The organism is Lysinibacillus sp. NPDC093190, from assembly GCF_050280425.1.
Taxonomy (GTDB): domain Bacteria; phylum Bacillota; class Bacilli; order Bacillales_A; family Planococcaceae; genus Lysinibacillus.
Genome location: NZ_JBNNVG010000017.1, coordinates 1 through 19,593, shown reverse-complemented (window position 1 = coordinate 19,593; position 19,593 = coordinate 1). Strand labels below are relative to the sequence as shown.

Sequence of the window (19,593 nt, the reverse complement as noted above, 5' to 3'; positions counted from 1 at the left end):
GCTTGGCTTTTTTTCGTTATATAATATAGAGATAAAGCGAACGTTATCCTTAGGAATAGGAGACAATAAAGGAACGAACGCTGTTTTAAGAAAAAGGGGAGCAGGTAGGCGATGAATGATTTAATTAAACGAAAGCTTGAAATTTTACCAGATCAGCCTGGCTGCTATTTGATGAAAGATCGACAAGGAACCATTATTTATGTCGGGAAAGCAAAAGTGCTGAAAAATCGAGTACGCTCGTATTTTACTGGTACGCATGAAGGGAAAACACAGAGACTTGTAAGCGAAATAGAAGACTTTGAGTACATTGTGACATCCTCCAATATTGAAGCTTTAATTTTAGAGCTTAATCTTATAAAACTACATGACCCGAAGTACAATATTATGCTGACGGATGATAAAACGTATCCGTATCTAAAAATTACAAATGAAAAACACCCACGTCTTATTACAACACGAAAAGTGAAAAAGGATAAGGCAAAATATTTTGGTCCATATCCGAATGCGTATGCAGCAAGTGAGACGAAAAAGCTGCTAGATCGTTTATATCCTCTGCGAAAATGTGTACAACTCCCTACCAAGGTTTGTTTGTATTATCACATGGGACAATGTCTAGCCCCTTGTGTGAAGGATATTGATGCTGAACTTTACCACGATATGATTGAGGATATGACAAAATTTTTAAATGGTGGGGTTGAGGAAGTCAAAAAAGAGCTAGAGGTAAAAATGCTAGCGGCCGCTGAAAATTTAGAGTTTGAGCGTGCAAAGGAATTTCGTGATCAAATTGCACATATCGATACAGTCATGCAAAAGCAAAAAATCGTCTCAAGTGATACAACTAACCGCGATGTATTTGGCTATGCAGTCGATAAGGGCTGGATGTGTGTTCAAGTTTTCTTTGTCCGTCAAGGAAAACTCATTGAGCGAGATGTCTCGATTTTCCCAATTTATCAAGAGGCAGAAGAGGAATTTTTAACGTTCGTTGGGCGATTTTACGAAAAGTTAGAGCACATTAAGCCTAAGGAGATCTTTATCCCACAATCTATTGATGCAGATATTTTAACGGAATTATTAGAAGTTAAGGTACTGACACCAAAACGTGGGCAAAAAAAAGAGCTAGTTGAATTAGCGACGAAAAATGCTGAAATTGCTGTAGCAGCGAAGTTCCAGCTTATTGAACGTCAGGAAGAACGCACTATAGGAGCATGTGAGGCGCTTGGTGAAGCTATGGGCATCTCTACGCCTTTACGGATTGAAGCTTTCGATAATAGTCATATGCATGGGACAGATGCTGTATCTGCAATGGTTGTATTTATTGATGGAAAACCTGCGAAGAAGGATTATCGAAAATACAAAACACGTACTGCTGCCAAGCACGATGATTACGGGGCGATGCAGGAAGTAATTCGTCGTCGATACACACGCGTATTAAAAGATGGTCTACCTTTACCGGATTTAGTACTAATAGATGGTGGGAAGGGTCAAATGGAAGTCGCACGAGAAGTGTTAGAAGATGAGCTTGGCCTTGTCATTCCAATTGCCGGATTAGCAAAAGATGAAAAGCATAATACGTCACAGCTTCTATTTGGTGATCCACCTGAAGTAATTGCGTTAAAGCGAACAAGCGATGGATTCTACTTATTGCAACGAATTCAGGACGAAGTACACCGCTTTGCTATTACCTTCTTACGACAGCAGCACGAGAAGCATGCTATACAATCTGTCCTCGATCATATAGAGGGCATTGGTCCAAAGCGAAAACAGCAATTACTTAAGCATTTTGGCTCTGTCAAAAAAATTCGTGAGGCAAGTATGCAGGCATTACAGGAAGCAGGGATGCCATCTAATCTAGCTAACAATATCTATGCTTATTTTCATTCAGTAGAAGACTCCCACCTCTGAAGGTGGTGAGAAAAATGCAGATGGAGTTCCTTTTCAGTGGGTGTACAAACACCTACTGAATGAAAATAAAGCCTCCGGACGCATTGTTTATCTGTGCGAAAGCGAAGCGACAGCAACAAATGTTTTCTGTAGCGAAAGCAAAGCGTCAGCTACAATTACGCCAAGGCGAAATTGATTTTTAACAAGAGACATTGTCAAAGGATTAGACATATGCTAAGTTTGTATATAACATTGCCCTTCAATATAGCAATGTTGTATACCGTGCCTTAGTTTTTCAGTAGTTTCTACTATTAAACTGGAAATTTCTTCACTAAGGTTAATTAAATATTTTCACTATTTAGTGATGATAGAGGTGCAAGGTTCAAGAGTAGTACGTTCGAGGACGAACAAGTCCAGTGAAAATGTATGAAAGGGAAGCTTGCCGAAGTGGAGCATCGTTGTTTCCGATGCTGTGCTGGTTTTACATTTAAGAGATGTAAGATTGTCGATACTAATCGTTTCGGAGAGCTATCACACATGCGCAAGTTACTTTTATTGTACATGTTATAGGCAGCTTTCACGTTATGTGAGAACTGCCTTTTTTGCTTTCTAGAGACAAACTTTTTTCAAGGCAATTACCCCCTACCTGAGAGGTGGTGTTAAAAAAATGGAGCGGAGGAAAGTGAGTGCTCGTGTCACTTTGATTTTGCTGCAAAAGTATAGCTACTTTATAATCAGCGAAATGATTGAATACGAAGGAGAATGATAAAGATGGCGAGAATTGTGATGAAATTTGGTGGTGCTACATTAGCATCAACAGAGCACATTCAAAATGTTGCGAAAAAGGCGATTGCAGAAAAGGAAAGAGGTTTTGATGTTGTCGTTGTCACTACAGCTATGAGGGGTATGGCTAAAGAATTAGCAAAGATGGCTCGTGATCTATCAGACAACGCATCTAAGCGTGAACTAGACGCACTATTTTCAACAAGCTCACAACTTACAAGTACATTAGTGGCAATTGCTTTACAGGAGGAAGGATACGATGCAGTGTCATTAACAGGCTGGCAGGTAGGCATTGAAACCGATGCTATGTATAGCAATGCCCGTATTGATGAAATGGATGCTAGTCGAATAGAAGAGCATTTTGTACAGGGGAAAATCGTAATTGTTGCTGGGGGACAGGGTATCGATAATTCACGGAATATTACGACGTTAGGTAAAGGTGGGGTGGAAAGGTCGGCTATAGCTATTGCAGCAAAATTGAAGGCGGAGCGGGTAGATATTTACACTAATGTGGATGGAGTCTATACAGCTGATCCAAGTCATGTTGCTAGGGCACGTAAGCTAACAGAAATTTCCTACGATGAGATGCTAGAGCTATCAAACTTAGGATCACAAATTTTACACCCACGAGCTGTAGAGTTAGCAAAGAAGTTTCAAATCCCAGTTATCATTCGGTCGAGCGAAATAGATACAGTAGGTACTTTATTGAAGGAGGAAGTTGAAATGGAGAAAAATTTAATTGTACGTGGTGTTGCCTATGAGTCAGACGTTATTCGCTTAACAGTTGGTTATGATGCTTATTCCAATGCTTCATTAGCAGATATGTTCACAATACTTGCAGAGAATCGCATAAACGTCGATATAATCGTACAAGCAATAATTGATGGCTTAAAGCCAACTGTATCATTTACTATTTTAAAAGAGGAGTTCGCTGAAGCATTACGTGTCCTAGAAGATAGTAAATTATCATTAGGGTTTAGTTTTGCTGATTTTGAAATCGGCTTAGCAAAAGTCTCTATTATTGGCTCAGGAATGGCATCTAATCCAGGAGTGGCTGCCCGAATGTTTGATCGTCTACGTCGTGAAGGTATCCCTGTAAAAATGGTTAGTACTTCTGAAATAAAAGTTTCTGTCGTTGTTCCTCAGGACGAAATGATTCATGCAGCAAATGCATTACATGATGAATTTAACTTAGAACAAGCGCTCTATATTTAATATTGAATAGGATGGGTCAGCAAAAGGCACATTGTTGTTGAAAAATGGCTCTATGGCAAAACGAGGGGTTGATTTCTGTTCCGGCTGGGCGCTTTCTTGGGGGCGTCGGGCTAACACGATGTTAATCACGAAGGCGTTATCACAGGATGTGATGGTTTTAGCCTTCGTTCCTCTATTGCTGATCCCCAAGGAGTCGCTCAGTCTCCACTCCAATCAACTACTTCGCTTAAAATGTATCTTCTGGTATGTCTCTCTAATTTATAGTGATAAAACGGAATTTCAGCAACAAATGTTTTATGTGCGAAAGCGCAGCGTCAGCAACAAATGTTTTATGTGCGAAAGCGCAGCGTCAGCAACAGATGTTTTATGTGCGAAAGCGCAGCGTCAGCAACAGATGTTTTATGTGCGAAAGCGCAGCGTCAGCAACAAATGTTTTATGTGCGAAAGCGTAGCGTCAGCAACAACAACATAAGCAGGAAGCGACTCGACGCTCGCTCACAGTAAAGAGAAAAGTCTGAGACGAAAATCACCCTCATTTAAAGCTGCACAACATTACTAAAATCTCCTCGACCATTTTGTATTTCAACACTATGAATGAGATGTGTCAGTAATGGACGCATCTTTTATTTGTTCACATCAATTTAATATTTTATCCAATTTTATTGTTATATAATAAAATATGACATGTTTTACCAAGGGGAAGGTGGGGGTTTGTATGGTATTATTCGGTTTATTTCAAAAGCCAATGGATGAAAGCGTTGATAGAGACAACGATTTAGAAATACAAATATTAAAAAAACGAATTCTGGAATTGGAACTTGAGCAGGAAAGCATTGATGTGAAAAATGCGATTTTAGACTTTGTACTAGCGCATATGGAGTTAATTAATTTTCAAACGGCATTAAAGGTTCAAAATGTCTCAACGAGTGTAGGAGATATTTCCGCAATGAGTGAAGAAATGTCGTCAAATACAGAAGAGATGCTTGCGGTTGAGCAAAATGTTAATGCAAACATTCAAGAGATAAAACAGCATTCCATATTACTTGTAGAAGAGATGGAATCGTCCATTACAAAAGGTGAAATGGTTCAGGAGTTGTTGGCTAAAGGAGCTAATTCAACAGAGCAATTGAATGATGAAATGACTAAAATGGATGATATCGGTAAAGGTGTAACCGGGATTGCTGATCAAACACAACTACTATCCTTAAATACCTCAATTGAAGCCGCACGTGCTGGTGAGCATGGAAAGGGCTTTAATGTTGTCGCGATGGAGGTAGGAAAGTTAGCCAACAGCTCGAAAGGTTCATTGCAAGAAATGACGAAGATTCGATCAGTCATTGATAAGAAATTACACAATACAATAACAAATATTAAACAAGTCGAACATTATTTAACTGATTTTTTAAGTATCATGAAGGATAATATTGCTAACCTGACTGTAACAAGTAAAAATATTGAAGAAGCAGCACATGGCATTCATCAAATAACAGCTGCATCAGAAGAAAATGTAATAGCAGTAGGTCGTTTAGCGGAAACAACGACGGAACTATCACATACTAGTGACTTCTCGGATATAATACAAAATCAAGTATCTGAAATTTTAAAAGCTATTGTACCGACAATCAGAAAGCCCTCAGAACAAACGGTAGTTGGCCAACTGGCGGCAAGGTTAATGGATCATGCTAGCTTTTTGCGAAATGCTATTCAAAAGGCTGGCCATAAAGAAACTTTAAAGACGCATCATCAATGTATGTTTGGGAAATGGTATTATGGACATTTTGAGGAATATCAGAAATTACCAGAATATCGTCATATAGAACAACCTCATGAATTAGTACATATGGCTGCACAAAAATTAGTGAATGAACTGTCAATTAGTAACTTAGAGGAAATGATTCAACACTCACTTAATATTTTAGAAGCATTTATTTCGTTAATAGATGTGCTCTTAAAAGAAAGACATGCACAACTATAAATATAAAAATGATTCGTGATCATAACGAGGGGGTGATGTCTGTTCCGTCAGGACGCTTTCCTGGAGGCGTCCAGTCTTCACTCCATTAATCTTATATATTTAGCCTACATAAAAAGGATTGTCATCCATAAATTTTGGATGACAATCCTTTTCGTTTTATTCTGTAGGAACGGTGTTCATGATTCTTTCTTTGACGTCCCATTTTACTGTAAATGTAACATTCTGTTGCTTTTCATGTTTTTCATCGTAGCATTCTGTTAAATAACCTTTTGCTTGCTGGATTTGTTCAGCTATAAATCCTGCTTCAAGTCTAAAGCTACGAAGACCGATTTGTAACAGTTCTGGATCATTTGTCAACTGGAAAATACGTCCATCCTTCGTTTCTTTGATAAGCTCTAAATTACCCCAACAGGCATCTGCGAAAAATGCGATAAGTTCATCTTGACTTTTACATGGGAACTTCCGTGCTAGGTCTTTTCCTGCCCAGTAAAGGACATCACCTTCATGTTTACCAAGAATAGAAGATAAAATATAGTCGCGAATTATCTCATAGCCAAATGCTGAGATTGTAGGTGATGAAGTGTTTAACATTTAAATCCTTCTTTCTTAGAATTTTCTTAAAATTTGACACTGATAAAGTAAAGATAGACTTTTCGAGAAAAAACGATGCATCACGTACTAGATTGTTTCTTTAATAAGGATTGTGAAAAACTCTTAGTTGCCTTGACGCTCGTAGCTCTTGAGAGTACAATAAACATGTCATAATATTGTACCATGATGAAATACACAGTCAATGAAGTATCAGTTACAAAATGATGACTTCTTTGTTGTGATATTTTAAGTACTAAGGGGGGTAACAGTCTTGTCGAAAGATCGAGAGTTTTTATGGCGTCGCTTACATTCTCTACTTGGTATCATTCCAGTAGGTCTGTTTTTAACGATGCACCTGTTAATTAACTTTACAGCAACAGGCGGAGCAGAAAGTTACAACGCAGCTACCGCAAATATGGAAAAGATTCCATTCCTTATCCTAGTTGAATGGATTGTCATCTATATTCCATTAATGTTCCACGCATTTTATGGTGTCTACATTGCATTCACTGCTACACCAAATACAGGACGTTTCAGCACATACCGTAACTGGATGTACTCATTACAACGTTTCACTGGTGTGTTCTTAGTGATCTTCATTGCATGGCATATTTTCCAAACTCGTATTCAAAAAGCGCTTGGTACAGAAGTTGATTACGACATGATGGCGAATGTTGTTTCTAATCCATTCATGCTTGGATTCTACATTGTTGGTATTATATCAGCAACTTTCCACTTATCTAACGGTTTATGGGCATTCCTAGTAAGCTGGGGTATTACACAATCTCCGCAGTCTCAAAAGATTGCTACTTATGTAACAAACATTATTTTCGTAATTCTAAGTGTAGTTGGTGTGGCTGCTATTTTAGCTTTCGTTTAATTTAATAGAAGCTACTATAGAGTACATGCAATCATTGCAATTTTTTAAGAGGAGTGAGAAATAATCATGGCGAAAAGCAAAATAATTGTTGTCGGCGGCGGTCTAGCTGGTCTGATGGCAACGATTAAAGCAGCTGAAGTTGGTACTGAAGTTGATTTATTCTCATTAGTTCCTGTAAAACGCTCACACTCTGTATGTGCGCAGGGCGGAATTAATGGTGCGGTAAATACAAAAGGTGAAGGGGATTCTCCTTGGATCCACTTTGATGATACAGTTTATGGTGGGGACTTCTTAGCGAACCAACCACCTGTTAAGGGTATGTGTGATGCAGCCCCTGGTATTATTCACTTAATGGACCGTATGGGTGTAATGTTCAACCGTACACCAGAAGGTCTTCTTGACTTCCGTCGTTTCGGTGGTACTTTAATGCACCGTACAGCCTTCTCTGGTGCAACAACTGGTCAACAATTACTATACGCACTAGACGAGCAAGTTCGCTCTCACGAAGTAGCTGGTTTAGTGAACAAATATGAGCACTGGGAATTCCTTGGTGCAGTAGTCGATCCTGACGGCGTTTGTCGTGGTATCGTAGCGCAAGATATGCGTACAGAAGAAATCAAATCATTCCGTGCAGACGCTGTTATTATGGCGACTGGTGGCCCTGGTATTATCTTCGGTAAAACAACAAACTCTGTTATTAATACAGGTTCTGCTGCTTCTATCGTTTACCAACAAGGTGCCTCATACGCGAATGGTGAGTTCATCCAAATTCACCCAACAGCGATTCCTGGAGATGACAAAAACCGTCTAATGTCAGAATCAGCTCGTGGTGAAGGTGGCCGTATTTGGACTTATAAAGACGGTAAGCCTTGGTACTTCTTAGAAGAGAAATACCCTGCATATGGTAACTTAGTACCACGTGATATTGCAACACGTGAAATTTTCGACGTTTGTGTAAACCAAAAGCTTGGTATCAACGGCGAAAACATGGTATACCTAGATCTTTCTCATAAAGATCCACATGAATTAGATGTTAAACTAGGTGGTATCATCGAGATTTACGAAAAATTCGTAGGGGATGACCCACGTAAATTACCAATGAAAATCTTCCCAGCAGTTCACTACTCAATGGGTGGATTATGGGTTGACTACAACCAAATGACTGAAATTCCTGGTCTATTTGCAGCAGGTGAATGTGATTATTCTCAACATGGTGCAAACCGTCTTGGTGCGAACTCATTATTATCTGCTATCTATGGCGGTATGGTTGCTGGACCAAACGCAGTAGATTATGTTAAACATCTTAAAAAGCATGCTGAAGATATTCCTCAAGAAGTATTCGATGCTCGCGTTAAAGAAGAGCAAGCTAAGTGGGATGCTGTCATGAAAATGGACGGCACAGAAAACGCTTACTTGCTTCATAAAGAGCTTGGTGAAATGATGACAGCTACTATGACAGTAGTACGTTACAACGACCAACTTGAAGATACATTGAATAAACTTGATGAATTCCAAAAACGTTGGGAAAACATTAACATCAACGATACTCAAAAATGGAGTAACCAAGGTGCTCACTTTACGCGTCAGTTGAAAAATATGATTTACCTAGCGAAAGTAATGACAAAAGGTGCATTACTACGTAACGAATCTCGCGGTGCTCACTATAAGCCAGATTTCCCGAACCGTGATGATGAGAACTTCTTAAAAACAACAATGGCGAAGTTTGACCCAACTACTGGTAATCCAATCATCACGTACCAAGAAGTCGACGTTTCTTTAATTCCACCACGTAAACGTGACTACTCTGCGAAAGGAGACTAAAAGTTATGCAAATCGCAGCAAATACTGGAAGAATGGTCAAAGTGGAAATTTTACGTCAAGATACAAAAGGCGGCAATGGCTACTGGCAAAAATTCCAAGTGCCTTACCGTCATGGTATGAACGTAATTTCTATTTTAATGGAAATTCAAAAAAATCCTGTTACTGAAAATGGTGAAAACACTTCTCCAGTAGCATGGGATATGAACTGTCTTGAAGAAGTTTGTGGTGCATGTTCAATGGTTATCAATGGCCGCCCACGTCAATCATGTTCAACTCTTGTTGACCAATTGACTGAGCCAATTAAACTTGAGCCTATGAAAACTTTCCCAGTTATTCGTGACTTACAAGTTGACCGTGAACGTATGTTCAATGCACTTAAAAAAGTTAAAGCATGGGTTCCAATCGATGGTACTTATGATTTAGGTGAAGGTCCACGTATGCCAGAAGGTAAACGTCAATGGGCTTATGAATTATCTAAATGTATGACTTGTGGTGTATGTATGGAAGCTTGTCCAAACGTGTCTGAAAAAGCTTCATTCATCGGACCAGCACCATTATCACAAGTACGTCTATTCAACACTCACCCAACTGGTGCAATGATTAAAGACGAACGTTTAAATGCAATCATGGGTGATGGAGGCCTTGCAAACTGCGGTAACTCACAAAACTGTGTAGCTGCTTGTCCAAAAGGTATTCCTTTAACAACATCTATCGCATCATTAAACCGTGCAACTTCAGTGCAAATGTTCCGTAACTTCTTCGGTTCTGACCACTACGTTGACTAATAAATAGTACAAGCTTTACTCTTAAACTCCCTTACACTCAATGTGTGAGGGGGTTTTTTTATGTAAATAATCAATTATGCCTCGGCATAATTGCGTTTGGAATCGGCTTTGTACTTAGGCCTGAAGATGTTTTTTTCGCGAAAGTGCAGTGCTAACGTATTAAATAATTTTGTAGATTAACTGCTTGTAAATGCCCGGACTATTAGTTAGTGAAGAAAGAACACCACTGATTAAAGTTTCATATGATAGGGAGTTTTGAATGGGGTCATTTTCAAGAAAGAGTAATAGACTAAATATGATGATTTCAATACAGCATAAAAAAATAGAACGGGGAATGTCGAGTTTTTGTGAAAAAAGGAGATTTTGGATAAATCGAGGAAAAATCTGAATTTTCTATGATAATATAGTATTTTCCTTTATAATGAATATATATTCATTTAAGATTCGCTAATTCCATCTGTTGTTTCGGGAAGAAGCGAGTGAAAATTAGGGGGATGGTTAAGATGAAAGCAAATTATATCGGAGATTTTCAGGAATGGGCAAAGGATTTTGCATTTTTTATCGAAGTCCGTGTACGTTTTTCAGAAACGGATATGTATGGTCATATGAACAATACCGTTAGCTTTACATTTTTTGAACAAGCACGAATCGATTATTTCCGTCATTTAGGTGTTCTAATGCCATCAGCAATTGATGAAAATGTAGAGGGGATTCCGATTGTAGCCGACTTACAGTGTGATTACGTGAAGCAGGTTTTCTTTGATGATGTGCTAAGAATTTATGCGAAGATAGCGAAAGTAGGAAACTCATCAATGGATATTCATTACTTAGCGAAAAACCAACATGATGAGGTTTGCTTTACGGGGCGTGGTACGGTAGTGCAAATGGACCCTCGAACTGGGAAGAGTGTACCTCTATCTGAAGAAGCAAAAACTCAGTTAGCAAATTTAGTGTTCATATAGGATAGGAAATGGATCGCGAAAGTTGTCTGTAGAAAGATTTAGTGACAGTATAATTTGCGAAAAGTCCCTCGGGAAAAGAAGTATAAACAATGATTTCGATGGTTGAAATTGCATTTTTACATAAAATTCATTAATGTATGGAAGCAATTTCCGATTTTTTTAAAGAAACACGAGATATTCATGAAAATAGCCGTCACCGCTCCCCATTCCTTAACATAAGTTACAATACGTGCGGGGGAGGAGGGTGTAACTGAAAATGAATGGCTCTCATCATCGTTCTCTTTTAACGAACCGAGAACGTGAAATATTTGCGCTTTTATTAGCTGAAAAAACAACGAGGGATATTGCAGAGCAACTTGGTATTAGTGAAAAAACAGTGCGAAATCACATTTCCAATACAATTCAAAAGTTAGGTGTAACGAATCGATCTCAGGCGTTAATTGAGCTGTTACGCTTAGAAGAATTCAAATTAGACTAATTGGACACTTGCTATTTCAGAAAAAAAACGACAAAATAGAACTATTCAACGTATTTTTAGGAGTGAAATAGTTATATGTCGGATGAAGTAACAAAGCACTCACCTGAAACCGTTGCAACGGTTGAAAAGGAATTACGCTATATAGCGGCGATTGTGAAGCAAAAAGGAAGAGAGATTGTTTCACAATATGCGATTACGCCGCCACAATTTGTTGCATTACAGTGGTTAGAAGAGCTTGGAGATATAACAATTGGCGACCTGTCAAATCGATTATACTTAGCTTTTAGTACAACAACAGATCTAGTGGACCGAATGGAGAAAAATGAATTAGTCAAGCGAATGCGTGACGAAAATGATCGTCGTGTCGTTGTTGTTCATCTTCTCGAGAAGGGCGAACGTATTATTCAAGAGGTTATTGAAAAAAGACAGCAATATTTGCAAGAGAAACTTGTTGGTTTTAATGAACAAGAAGTCGCGCAATTATCAAGCTATTTAGAAAAACTACATGTACACATGAAACAGGATTGAGGCGGAAAGTATGAATGCCCCGATAGGCGTTATTGACTCAGGAGTAGGCGGTTTAACCGTAGCAAAAGAAATAATGAAGCTATTACCAAATGAAACAATCTATTATATTGGTGATACAGCAAGATGTCCGTATGGTCCAAGAACTCGTCAGGAAGTAAGGAATTTTACTTGGCAAATGGCAAAAGCACTAGAGAAAATGAATATCAAAATGCTCGTCATTGCTTGTAATACAGCGACTGCAGTAGCACTCGAAAGTTTACAAAGAAATATGCCTTTTCCGGTACTAGGCGTTATTAATGCTGGCGCACGTGCAGCTGTAAAGAAAACGAAGCGACATGAAGTCGTTGTGCTTGCAACAGAAGGAACAATTAAAAGTGGGGCGTATGAGGAAGCCTTACTTTCACTGAATACGTCAACTCATATTATTCCACTTGCTTGTCCTACATTCGTACCACTTGTAGAAAGTGGCGAATATAAAGGTGAATTTGCAAATAAATTAATTGCGGAAGGCTTAAAACCGTTAAAAAATGAACAATTTGATACGGTCATACTAGGATGTACGCACTATCCAATTTTGCAAAAACAAATTGAAGCTGTTGTAGGAGAAGAAGTTTTTGTGCTATCTTCCGCTGAGGAAACAGCAAAGGATGTTCAAGAAATGCTTGCGTATAATGGTACTTTGGCTGACCCAGACGCTGTGCCTGCTCATAAATTTTATGCAACTGGTTCTGTTCCAATTTTCCGTTCGATTGCTGAAAGTTGGCTTGAGCAAGGTACTCTTCATATAAAACGTATTACATTAAAATAAAAAATCAGCTTAGCTAGGGGCTAGGCTGATTTTTGCCGTTTTTAGCATTGTACATAAGGGACTGAGCACTTTTTTGAATGTGAAAATTATGTTAAGATGAGTGCGCGAAAGATTTTAGGAGGAACGAAAAATATGACAAGATTTGATGGAAGAAATATAGATGCACTGCGTCCTGTGAAAATAGATAGTGAGTATCTATTGCACCCAGAAGGCTCAGTGTTAATTCAAGTAGGCAATACGAAAGTAATTTGTACAGCAACGATTGAGGATAAAGTTCCTGGGTTTTTACGTGGACAAGGCAAAGGGTGGATCACTGCAGAATACTCAATGCTACCTCGTGCAACAGCACAGCGTACAGCACGTGAATCATCTCGTGGCAAAGTCAATGGCCGTACAATGGAAATTCAACGATTAATCGGTCGTGCATTACGTGCTGTCGTTGATTTAGAAGCACTTGGTGAGCGTACTGTGTGGATTGACTGTGATGTGATTCAAGCAGACGGAGGGACACGTACAGCCTCAATAACAGGAGCATTTGTAGCGATGACACAGGCAATTGCTAAGCTTGCAGAAGAAAAACAATTAGCAAAATTCCCGGTGACAGACTATTTAGCTGCAACGAGTGTTGGTATTGTAGAGGATCATGGGGCAATTTTAGACTTAAACTACGTTGAAGATGTCGCTGCTGCTGTAGATATGAATATCGTCATGACAGGAGCAGGACGATTTGTTGAGCTACAAGGGACAGGTGAAGAAGCAACCTTTTCTCGTGAAGAGTTAAATGAACTACTGGCGTTAGGTGAAAAGGGCATTCAACAATTGATTGCAATTCAAAAAGAAACACTAGGTGAATTGGCTAACAAAGTGGGAGGAAATGAATAACATGAAACAAGTAGTCATTGCAACGAAAAATAAAGGGAAAGCAAAAGATTTCGAAGCATTATTTGGTCCACTTGGTTATGAAGTAGTAACGATGTTTGATGTTGCCCCAGAGATGGAAATAGAAGAAACAGGCACTACTTTTGAGGAAAATGCAATCTTAAAGGCAGAAGCATTAGCAAAAGAGCTTGGCACAATTGTTATTGCTGATGATAGTGGCTTAGCTGTTGATGCATTAAATGGTGAACCTGGTGTTTATTCCGCACGTTATGCTGGTGATCATGATGATGAAGCAAACATGGTTAAGTTGTTAGAAAAACTAAAAAATGTCGAAGAAGAAAAGCGTACAGCACGCTTCTGCTGTTGCATCGCTATTGCAGGACCTGGTTTTGAAACGACAACAGTTTTTGGTACTTGTGAAGGTGTCATTGCACACGAAAAACGTGGTACAAACGGATTTGGTTATGATCCAGTCTTCTTTGTCCCAAGCTTAAACCGGATGATGGCAGAGCTAACAGCCGATGAAAAGGGAGCAATTTCCCACCGCGGGAATGCGATTCGTAAGTTGAAGGAACAATTGCCAAGTCTTATAAAATAAGAGGTGATATCCATGCAAATACTGGTCATGAGTGATACACATGGCGATAGTGATGTGATTGAAAAAGTTCGTAGCTTTTACCCAAATGTTGATACTTTGATTCACTGTGGAGATAGTGAGCTTCCTTTCTCACATAAAGTACTGGATGGCATGAAGAAAGTACGAGGAAATTGTGACATCGATAAAGCCTTTCCTGATGAAGCAGTATTCGATTTAGAGGACGTAACAGTCTTTGCAACACATGGCCATTTATTCAATGTTAAAACTTCAATCTTATCATTATCATATCGTGCCAAAGAGGTAGACGCACAAATTGCGTGCTTTGGTCACTCTCATATTCTTGGGGCGGAAATGATTGATGATGTGTTATTTTTAAATCCGGGGAGCTTATTAAAACCACGTGGTCGTAAAGAAAAAAGCTTTGCCCTTGTAGAGGCTGAAGACACGTGTTTTGAAGTAAAGTTCTTTACGGATGATAATGACTGTATTTCCACCCACAAGTTTATGCGGAAATGATGTAACAAAAACGCTTAGGTTTTAGAAACTCTAAGCGTTTTTTGTTTTATCTTGGCTTGATTGGTGAAGATTAAATGGAAAAAATGGCTATGAATTGTTTATGATGAAGTAGAAAAAATAAATATAAACGGAACAAAGGAGAAAACATGGACAATACAATAGGATGGAATTTTGATAATAGCTATACCTGCTTACCAAGCATTTTTTATACATCAATCAATTTAAATCCAGTTCGTTCACCAAAGTTAATAATGTTAAATGAATCAGTTGCCAATTCACTTGGATTAAATGTCGATGCTTTGCAAAGCGAGGAAGCGGTAGCAATTTTTGCAGGTAACAACAATCCGACTGGTGGCATGCCCATTGCTCAAGCTTATGCAGGGCATCAATTTGGTCACTTTAATATGCTTGGAGACGGAAGAGCACTGTTATTAGGTGAACAACTAACATCAACTCATGAACGCTGGGATATCGCACTAAAAGGCTCAGGAAGAACGCCTTATTCCCGTGGCGGAGATGGTAGAGCAACACTTGGTCCAATGCTACGTGAATATATTATTAGTGAAGCCATGTATGCACTTGGTATTCCAACCTCTCGAAGTTTAGCTGTCGTAACTACAGGCGAAATTGTCCTCCGCGAAACCGAGCTTCCTGGCGCAGTTTTAACGCGTATTGCAAGCAGTCATTTGCGAGTTGGGACTTTCCAATTTGCAGCGAACTTTGGATCAGAGGAGGAGCTAAAAGCTTTGGCGGATTATGCTTTGGAACGTCACTTTCCTAATGCTGATGTAGCTCAAAATCGTTATCTGACCCTTCTTCAGGAAGTTATTAAGAAACAAGCATCTCTCATTGCAAAATGGCAGCTAGTTGGTTTTATTCATGGCGTCATGAATACAGATAATATGACCATTAGTGGTGAGACGATTGATTATGGTCCTTGCGCTTTCATGGATACGTATGATCCAGCGACAATATTTAGCTCTATTGATAGACAAGGTAGATATGCTTATGGTAACCAGCCTAATATTGGAGGATGGAATTTAACACGACTGGCTGAATCATTAATACCGTTAATCCATGAAAATCAGGAAGATGCTATAAACTTAGCTCAAGACACACTACAGCAATATCCGCAGTTGTATTATGCAAATTGGCTAGCAGGTATGCAGGCAAAGCTTGGGATATTTAACGAAGAAGATCAGGACGGTGCACTAATTGAAGAGCTTCTGAAGTTAATGCAACATCATCAAGCAGACTATACGAATACATTTATCGCATTAACCTTCGATAAATTTGCTGACTCAACGTTATTTAGTACAAATGAGTTTAAAGAATGGCATAAGAATTGGCTCGCAAGGCTAGAAAGACAACAAGAAACAAAAGACATGTCTCAACAATTAATGCGCGATTATAATCCAGCAGTTATTCCGCGAAATCACCGTGTAGAAGAAGCATTAGAGGCTGCTGTTGAACAGGGAGACTATAGCGTAATGGAGCGCTTACTAAATGCTCTTGCTCATCCTTTTGCACACACTAAGGAGCAGCAGGAATACGCGACATTACCAACACCATCTAACCAGCCATATCGAACTTTTTGTGGCACATAAGTTGAAAAGGGGGAGAATTTCTTCGTTTTCATAGTGTAGAAAAACACATTATCCAAGGAAATCAACCTCTCGTTTTGCAAAAGGGCTATACTTAAATAGGACACTATAATTTCATTGACGTAATAGTTTTCAACAACATGAAAACGAAGGATAAATTCTTCGTTTTTTTTATTTTGAAAAAATTGTCACTACATAAATTCCTGAGCATACGCTATGTATGAATAGTAGTGAAGGGAATGTGTAAAGTGCATAAGTATTCAAAAGGTTGGTTTGTGAAGCAACTTCGAGATCATGGTATTTTGGTGCATCCACAATATAAAAGTCATTTAGGCAATTATAAAGAATCCGAATTGCGCAATTTATATTACCAATATGTTGAAAAAGAAACGTTAGATTCAGAACAAAAATAGTCATTTTCGTTTGAATAACTCCTTTGTAGGAAAGAATTTAACTACAGAAAGGAGTTATTTTATGTGGAGTAAATCGTGGATGTTAACGCAAATATGGCAAGACGTGTTGTTTCTACATTGGCCAGTATCACCTAAGGATTTAGAGCAGTACATTCCGCAAGAGTTGCAACTGGATCTCTATGAAAATAACGCTTGGCTTAGTGTTGTCCTTTTTAAAGTAAAAGGACAACGACTGAGATTTCTACCACCATTACCAGGAGTAGGTTCCCATTTGCAGCTTAATGTCCGGACATATGTTACATATAATGGAATGAAAGGTATCTATTTCTTCAACTTAGATGTTACGAATCATTTTATTGTACAAATAGCTACAAAGGGCGGTTTATCATATCGCTATTCAAAAATATCTTTAAAACAAACAGGGAACAATTTTTCGTTTACAAGTTTATATCATGGTGCACTAGATGAGAGGTTGAAAATGTCATATCAACCGACTGCCAGTGAAATAACTAGTACGACCCTTGATAAATGGTTAGTGGAACGTTATCATTCTTGGTCAAAGTGGAAGAGTTCTCTATTTCGCATAGATATAGATCATATGCCATGGCAGCTACAACGAGTTCATATTAACATTGAAAGCAATACACTAGCTCCATTTGTGAAGGAATCTATACAAGGCATTCAACCTATTGCTCATTATTCGAAGAGTAAACAGGCTAGAATTTATTCGCCAAAAGTAGAAACCAGATTCAAAAAAGTTTAGTGAATCTGGTTTGCTTTTGTTCGTTGATTGAGTAGTAGTTTGACTTATTCTTCATACATCATTTTCTTTGTCATCCCACCATCCACTGTTAGATTAGTGCCTGTCCCTTTAAGGGTGGGAGTCTCAAGGAGCTGTTCATAATCACCTGTTTCAATCCAACCAGGCGAAATACAATTAACCGTAATATTATCTGGACACCTAAAGAACGCGCTAAAGCATGTGTTACTGCGACGATACCGCCTTTTGTTGCTGCATAGGCTTCTTGTATGGGGCTCAGACATCTCAGCGCGTGTAGAGGCTATAGAAACGATTGAGCCGCCATTGACAATAGCTCGCATAACTTTTGCAGCCTCCCTTGAACACAAAAAGACACGCGATTAATTATGCCACGGCATAATTGTGTCAGGAAGTTAAATTTGTTTGAATCGTATCGTTCCATTCATCCAATGTTACGTCATAAAGGGATTTATGTTGAAATTTACCCACATTATTCATTAAAATATGGATAGTACCAAAATGATCAACCGCTTTTTGCATTAAAGAAACGATTCCCTGTTCTTTCGTAACATCTGTTTGAACAAAAAGAACAGAATAACCTTGCACAAGTAAATCTTTTTCTAATTACTGCCCTAATTCTTTATTTACATCGGCAATACATTGGAACCATTTCGTGCATACGCAAGTACAATACCTTTGCCATCCCTTGCGCACCGCCAGTTACAACGACTACTAAATCTTTAAACATATTGATTCCTCCAGTTTTATTGCTTTTCATTATTTTAGCAAAAGTGGAGATTAGGAGGGCATAATGGGGTACAGGAAATCATATAATATTAATATTGAGGCAAACCTTGCCTTCATAGTTAAATTAATGTTGACATTATGATATAAAGAACATATAATAAATATTGTCCTTGATATGGACTGCATAAGAATAACATCATGTCTCAGTAGCTCAGCAGGATAGAGCAACGGCCTTCTAAGCCGTCGGTCGGGGGTTCGAATCCCTCCTGGGACGTCTCAAGGTTCAGATAGAATAGGCTTGAACCAATTGAAAAGCGCTTCAAATCCTTTATTATCAAGGATTTGAAGCGCTTTTCTTTTTGAGAATAAGTTAGAAAAGGATGGAGAATGAAAAGTTTCTACACATTTTCTACATAAGAAAATGTTCATAAAAACGCTAGTTTATGTTCTAAATCGAATCCCTTTTTCTTATACCGATTCCATCACCACTCGAATATGATGAAAGGTTCGTTTAATGTTTAACATTGAAATGAAAACAAAAAAAGTTTGGCCAAACATATTCCGTGGTGTCAGATAAACCTCTTTAAAAAAAATGTGTTTTGTTGCATTTAACCTATGCACTTAGTCATTCCTCGCAACTTACGAGGGGGAGTGCAATGAGAAAATATCTATTTTTTTCACAGAAGTAGCAACGTCAAGTAAAAGACTAAGCTGGGATATGCTACTTGATAAAGTATTGGTTTAGTTTAAGGGTTAAATTAACTTGACCAACATTTTGGTCAAGCAAGAATATTTCAAATTGAGCTGATTTATGATTTAGCGATTATTTGCGACCTGCAATACAGGTATTTAGCAGATACGTATACAAAGTACGAAATGATATATACATTTGCAGAATATAATACTCCCAAAATTAAAGTAAAGAATTTGAATGAAAAATAATTCAATATACTCGTGTGGATATCAGGGGGGATTTCTTACAATTGAAATACACCTTGAAAATCAAGCTAACATCAATTCTTTAGAACTTTTAAAGTTAGAGAATTCAATAGAAATGAATAGTGAGATTTATATTCGTGATGTTTTTTTAATAAAAAGCTTAATATATATTTTTTTAGATGACTCTGTAAAGTCGAATATTACTTATCTTCAAGAAGATTTTTTATGGAGAAATGTATCATATCATCTAAAGAAGGAAACTTGACGGATTGTAATATTAAGTGCAACACCCAGAAGTCAATATAAAGGAAGCCCATAACGACCTCGTGTAGAACGTAGTTACCACACCAAATTCAAACGGAGGAATCGTTATGAGCTATACCCATCTTACCATATCAGAACGTGTAAAAATAGAAACATACCTGGAACT

General features: G+C 38.3%; 20 protein-coding genes, 1 tRNA gene and 1 riboswitch. Of the genes, 18 read left to right on the top strand and 3 right to left on the bottom strand.

The window, feature by feature from the left end:
* Positions 1 to 111 precede the first annotated feature (111 nt).
* The 4 genes from uvrC to ACQKOF_RS14290 all read left to right on the top strand — a co-directional run bounded on the left by uvrC (position 112) and on the right by ACQKOF_RS14290 (position 5,854).
* Positions 112 to 1,902 (top strand): excinuclease ABC subunit UvrC, encoded by a 1,791-nt coding sequence (gene uvrC / locus ACQKOF_RS14305; RefSeq protein WP_427558162.1) that lies wholly within the window; start codon positions 112 to 114, stop codon positions 1,900 to 1,902.
* A 339-nt stretch (positions 1,903 to 2,241) separates the two neighbouring features.
* A riboswitch (Lysine riboswitch) is annotated at positions 2,242 to 2,420 on the top strand.
* Positions 2,421 to 2,652: 232 nt separating this feature from the next.
* A complete protein-coding gene (locus ACQKOF_RS14300; protein ID WP_427558160.1) occupies positions 2,653 to 3,879 on the top strand; it encodes an aspartate kinase in 1,227 nt (408 codons plus the stop codon).
* Between the two features lie 34 nt (positions 3,880 to 3,913).
* Positions 3,914 to 4,351: a hypothetical protein gene (locus tag ACQKOF_RS14295; protein WP_427558157.1), complete on the top strand. Its 438-nt coding sequence runs from the start codon at positions 3,914 to 3,916 to the stop codon at positions 4,349 to 4,351.
* A 243-nt stretch (positions 4,352 to 4,594) separates the two neighbouring features.
* Positions 4,595 to 5,854 (top strand): methyl-accepting chemotaxis protein, encoded by a 1,260-nt coding sequence (locus ACQKOF_RS14290; RefSeq protein WP_427558154.1) that lies wholly within the window; start codon positions 4,595 to 4,597, stop codon positions 5,852 to 5,854.
* A 156-nt stretch (positions 5,855 to 6,010) separates the two neighbouring features.
* On the opposite strand, the gene ACQKOF_RS14285 is transcribed toward ACQKOF_RS14290, so the two are convergent.
* Positions 6,011 to 6,445, bottom strand: a complete 435-nt coding sequence (locus tag ACQKOF_RS14285; RefSeq protein ID WP_427558151.1) for a YslB family protein — start codon at positions 6,443 to 6,445, stop codon at positions 6,011 to 6,013.
* A 271-nt stretch (positions 6,446 to 6,716) separates the two neighbouring features.
* Between ACQKOF_RS14285 and ACQKOF_RS14280 the strand changes: the two genes are divergently transcribed.
* The 13 genes from ACQKOF_RS14280 to ACQKOF_RS14220 all read left to right on the top strand — a co-directional run bounded on the left by ACQKOF_RS14280 (position 6,717) and on the right by ACQKOF_RS14220 (position 17,480).
* A complete protein-coding gene (locus tag ACQKOF_RS14280; RefSeq protein WP_427558148.1) occupies positions 6,717 to 7,325 on the top strand; it encodes a succinate dehydrogenase cytochrome b558 subunit in 609 nt (202 codons plus the stop codon).
* Positions 7,326 to 7,391: 66 nt separating this feature from the next.
* Positions 7,392 to 9,146 (top strand): succinate dehydrogenase flavoprotein subunit, encoded by a 1,755-nt coding sequence (sdhA, locus tag ACQKOF_RS14275; protein WP_427558145.1) that lies wholly within the window; start codon positions 7,392 to 7,394, stop codon positions 9,144 to 9,146.
* A 5-nt stretch (positions 9,147 to 9,151) separates the two neighbouring features.
* Positions 9,152 to 9,931, top strand: a complete 780-nt coding sequence (gene sdhB / locus ACQKOF_RS14270) for a succinate dehydrogenase iron-sulfur subunit (RefSeq protein WP_427558142.1) — start codon at positions 9,152 to 9,154, stop codon at positions 9,929 to 9,931.
* A 503-nt stretch (positions 9,932 to 10,434) separates the two neighbouring features.
* Positions 10,435 to 10,893 carry an acyl-CoA thioesterase gene (locus ACQKOF_RS14265; protein WP_427558139.1) on the top strand — a complete coding sequence of 153 codons (459 nt, stop codon included), beginning with the start codon at positions 10,435 to 10,437 and terminating at the stop codon, positions 10,891 to 10,893.
* Between the two features lie 256 nt (positions 10,894 to 11,149).
* Positions 11,150 to 11,371, top strand: coding sequence for a helix-turn-helix domain-containing protein (locus tag ACQKOF_RS14260; RefSeq protein WP_004226437.1), 222 nt, complete (start codon positions 11,150 to 11,152; stop codon positions 11,369 to 11,371).
* Positions 11,372 to 11,446: 75 nt separating this feature from the next.
* A complete protein-coding gene (locus ACQKOF_RS14255) occupies positions 11,447 to 11,899 on the top strand; it encodes a MarR family winged helix-turn-helix transcriptional regulator (RefSeq protein WP_323653188.1) in 453 nt (150 codons plus the stop codon).
* A 10-nt stretch (positions 11,900 to 11,909) separates the two neighbouring features.
* Complete coding sequence (gene racE, locus ACQKOF_RS14250; protein WP_427558136.1) at positions 11,910 to 12,707, top strand: glutamate racemase; 798 nt, start codon at positions 11,910 to 11,912, stop codon at positions 12,705 to 12,707.
* A gap of 132 nt (positions 12,708 to 12,839) precedes the next feature.
* Positions 12,840 to 13,589, top strand: a complete 750-nt coding sequence (rph, locus tag ACQKOF_RS14245) for a ribonuclease PH (protein WP_427558133.1) — start codon at positions 12,840 to 12,842, stop codon at positions 13,587 to 13,589.
* Between the two features lies 1 nt (position 13,590).
* Complete coding sequence (locus ACQKOF_RS14240) at positions 13,591 to 14,184, top strand: XTP/dITP diphosphatase (protein WP_427558130.1); 594 nt, start codon at positions 13,591 to 13,593, stop codon at positions 14,182 to 14,184.
* Positions 14,185 to 14,196: 12 nt separating this feature from the next.
* On the top strand, positions 14,197 to 14,700 hold the full coding sequence (locus ACQKOF_RS14235; protein WP_427558127.1) for a metallophosphoesterase: 504 nt from the start codon (positions 14,197 to 14,199) through the stop codon (positions 14,698 to 14,700).
* Between the two features lie 146 nt (positions 14,701 to 14,846).
* Complete coding sequence (locus ACQKOF_RS14230; RefSeq protein WP_427558124.1) at positions 14,847 to 16,307, top strand: protein adenylyltransferase SelO; 1,461 nt, start codon at positions 14,847 to 14,849, stop codon at positions 16,305 to 16,307.
* A 236-nt stretch (positions 16,308 to 16,543) separates the two neighbouring features.
* A complete protein-coding gene (locus ACQKOF_RS14225; protein ID WP_328009103.1) occupies positions 16,544 to 16,717 on the top strand; it encodes a DUF2639 domain-containing protein in 174 nt (57 codons plus the stop codon).
* A gap of 61 nt (positions 16,718 to 16,778) precedes the next feature.
* Positions 16,779 to 17,480 (top strand): YqjF family protein, encoded by a 702-nt coding sequence (locus tag ACQKOF_RS14220; RefSeq protein ID WP_427558122.1) that lies wholly within the window; start codon positions 16,779 to 16,781, stop codon positions 17,478 to 17,480.
* 44 nt (positions 17,481 to 17,524) lie between these two features.
* Here the strand turns inward: ACQKOF_RS14220 and ACQKOF_RS14215 are convergent, their stop codons facing one another.
* Together ACQKOF_RS14215 and ACQKOF_RS14210 are read right to left on the bottom strand one after the other, a co-directional pair.
* Complete coding sequence (locus tag ACQKOF_RS14215) at positions 17,525 to 17,818, bottom strand: SDR family oxidoreductase (protein ID WP_427558119.1); 294 nt, start codon at positions 17,816 to 17,818, stop codon at positions 17,525 to 17,527.
* A 64-nt stretch (positions 17,819 to 17,882) separates the two neighbouring features.
* Positions 17,883 to 18,083: an SDR family NAD(P)-dependent oxidoreductase gene (locus ACQKOF_RS14210; protein ID WP_427558116.1), complete on the bottom strand. Its 201-nt coding sequence runs from the start codon at positions 18,081 to 18,083 to the stop codon at positions 17,883 to 17,885.
* Between the two features lie 341 nt (positions 18,084 to 18,424).
* On the opposite strand from ACQKOF_RS14210, the gene ACQKOF_RS14205 reads away from it, so the two are divergent.
* Positions 18,425 to 18,498: transfer RNA gene (locus ACQKOF_RS14205), tRNA-Arg, on the top strand.
* The last annotated feature ends 1,095 nt before the right edge of the window (positions 18,499 to 19,593 follow it).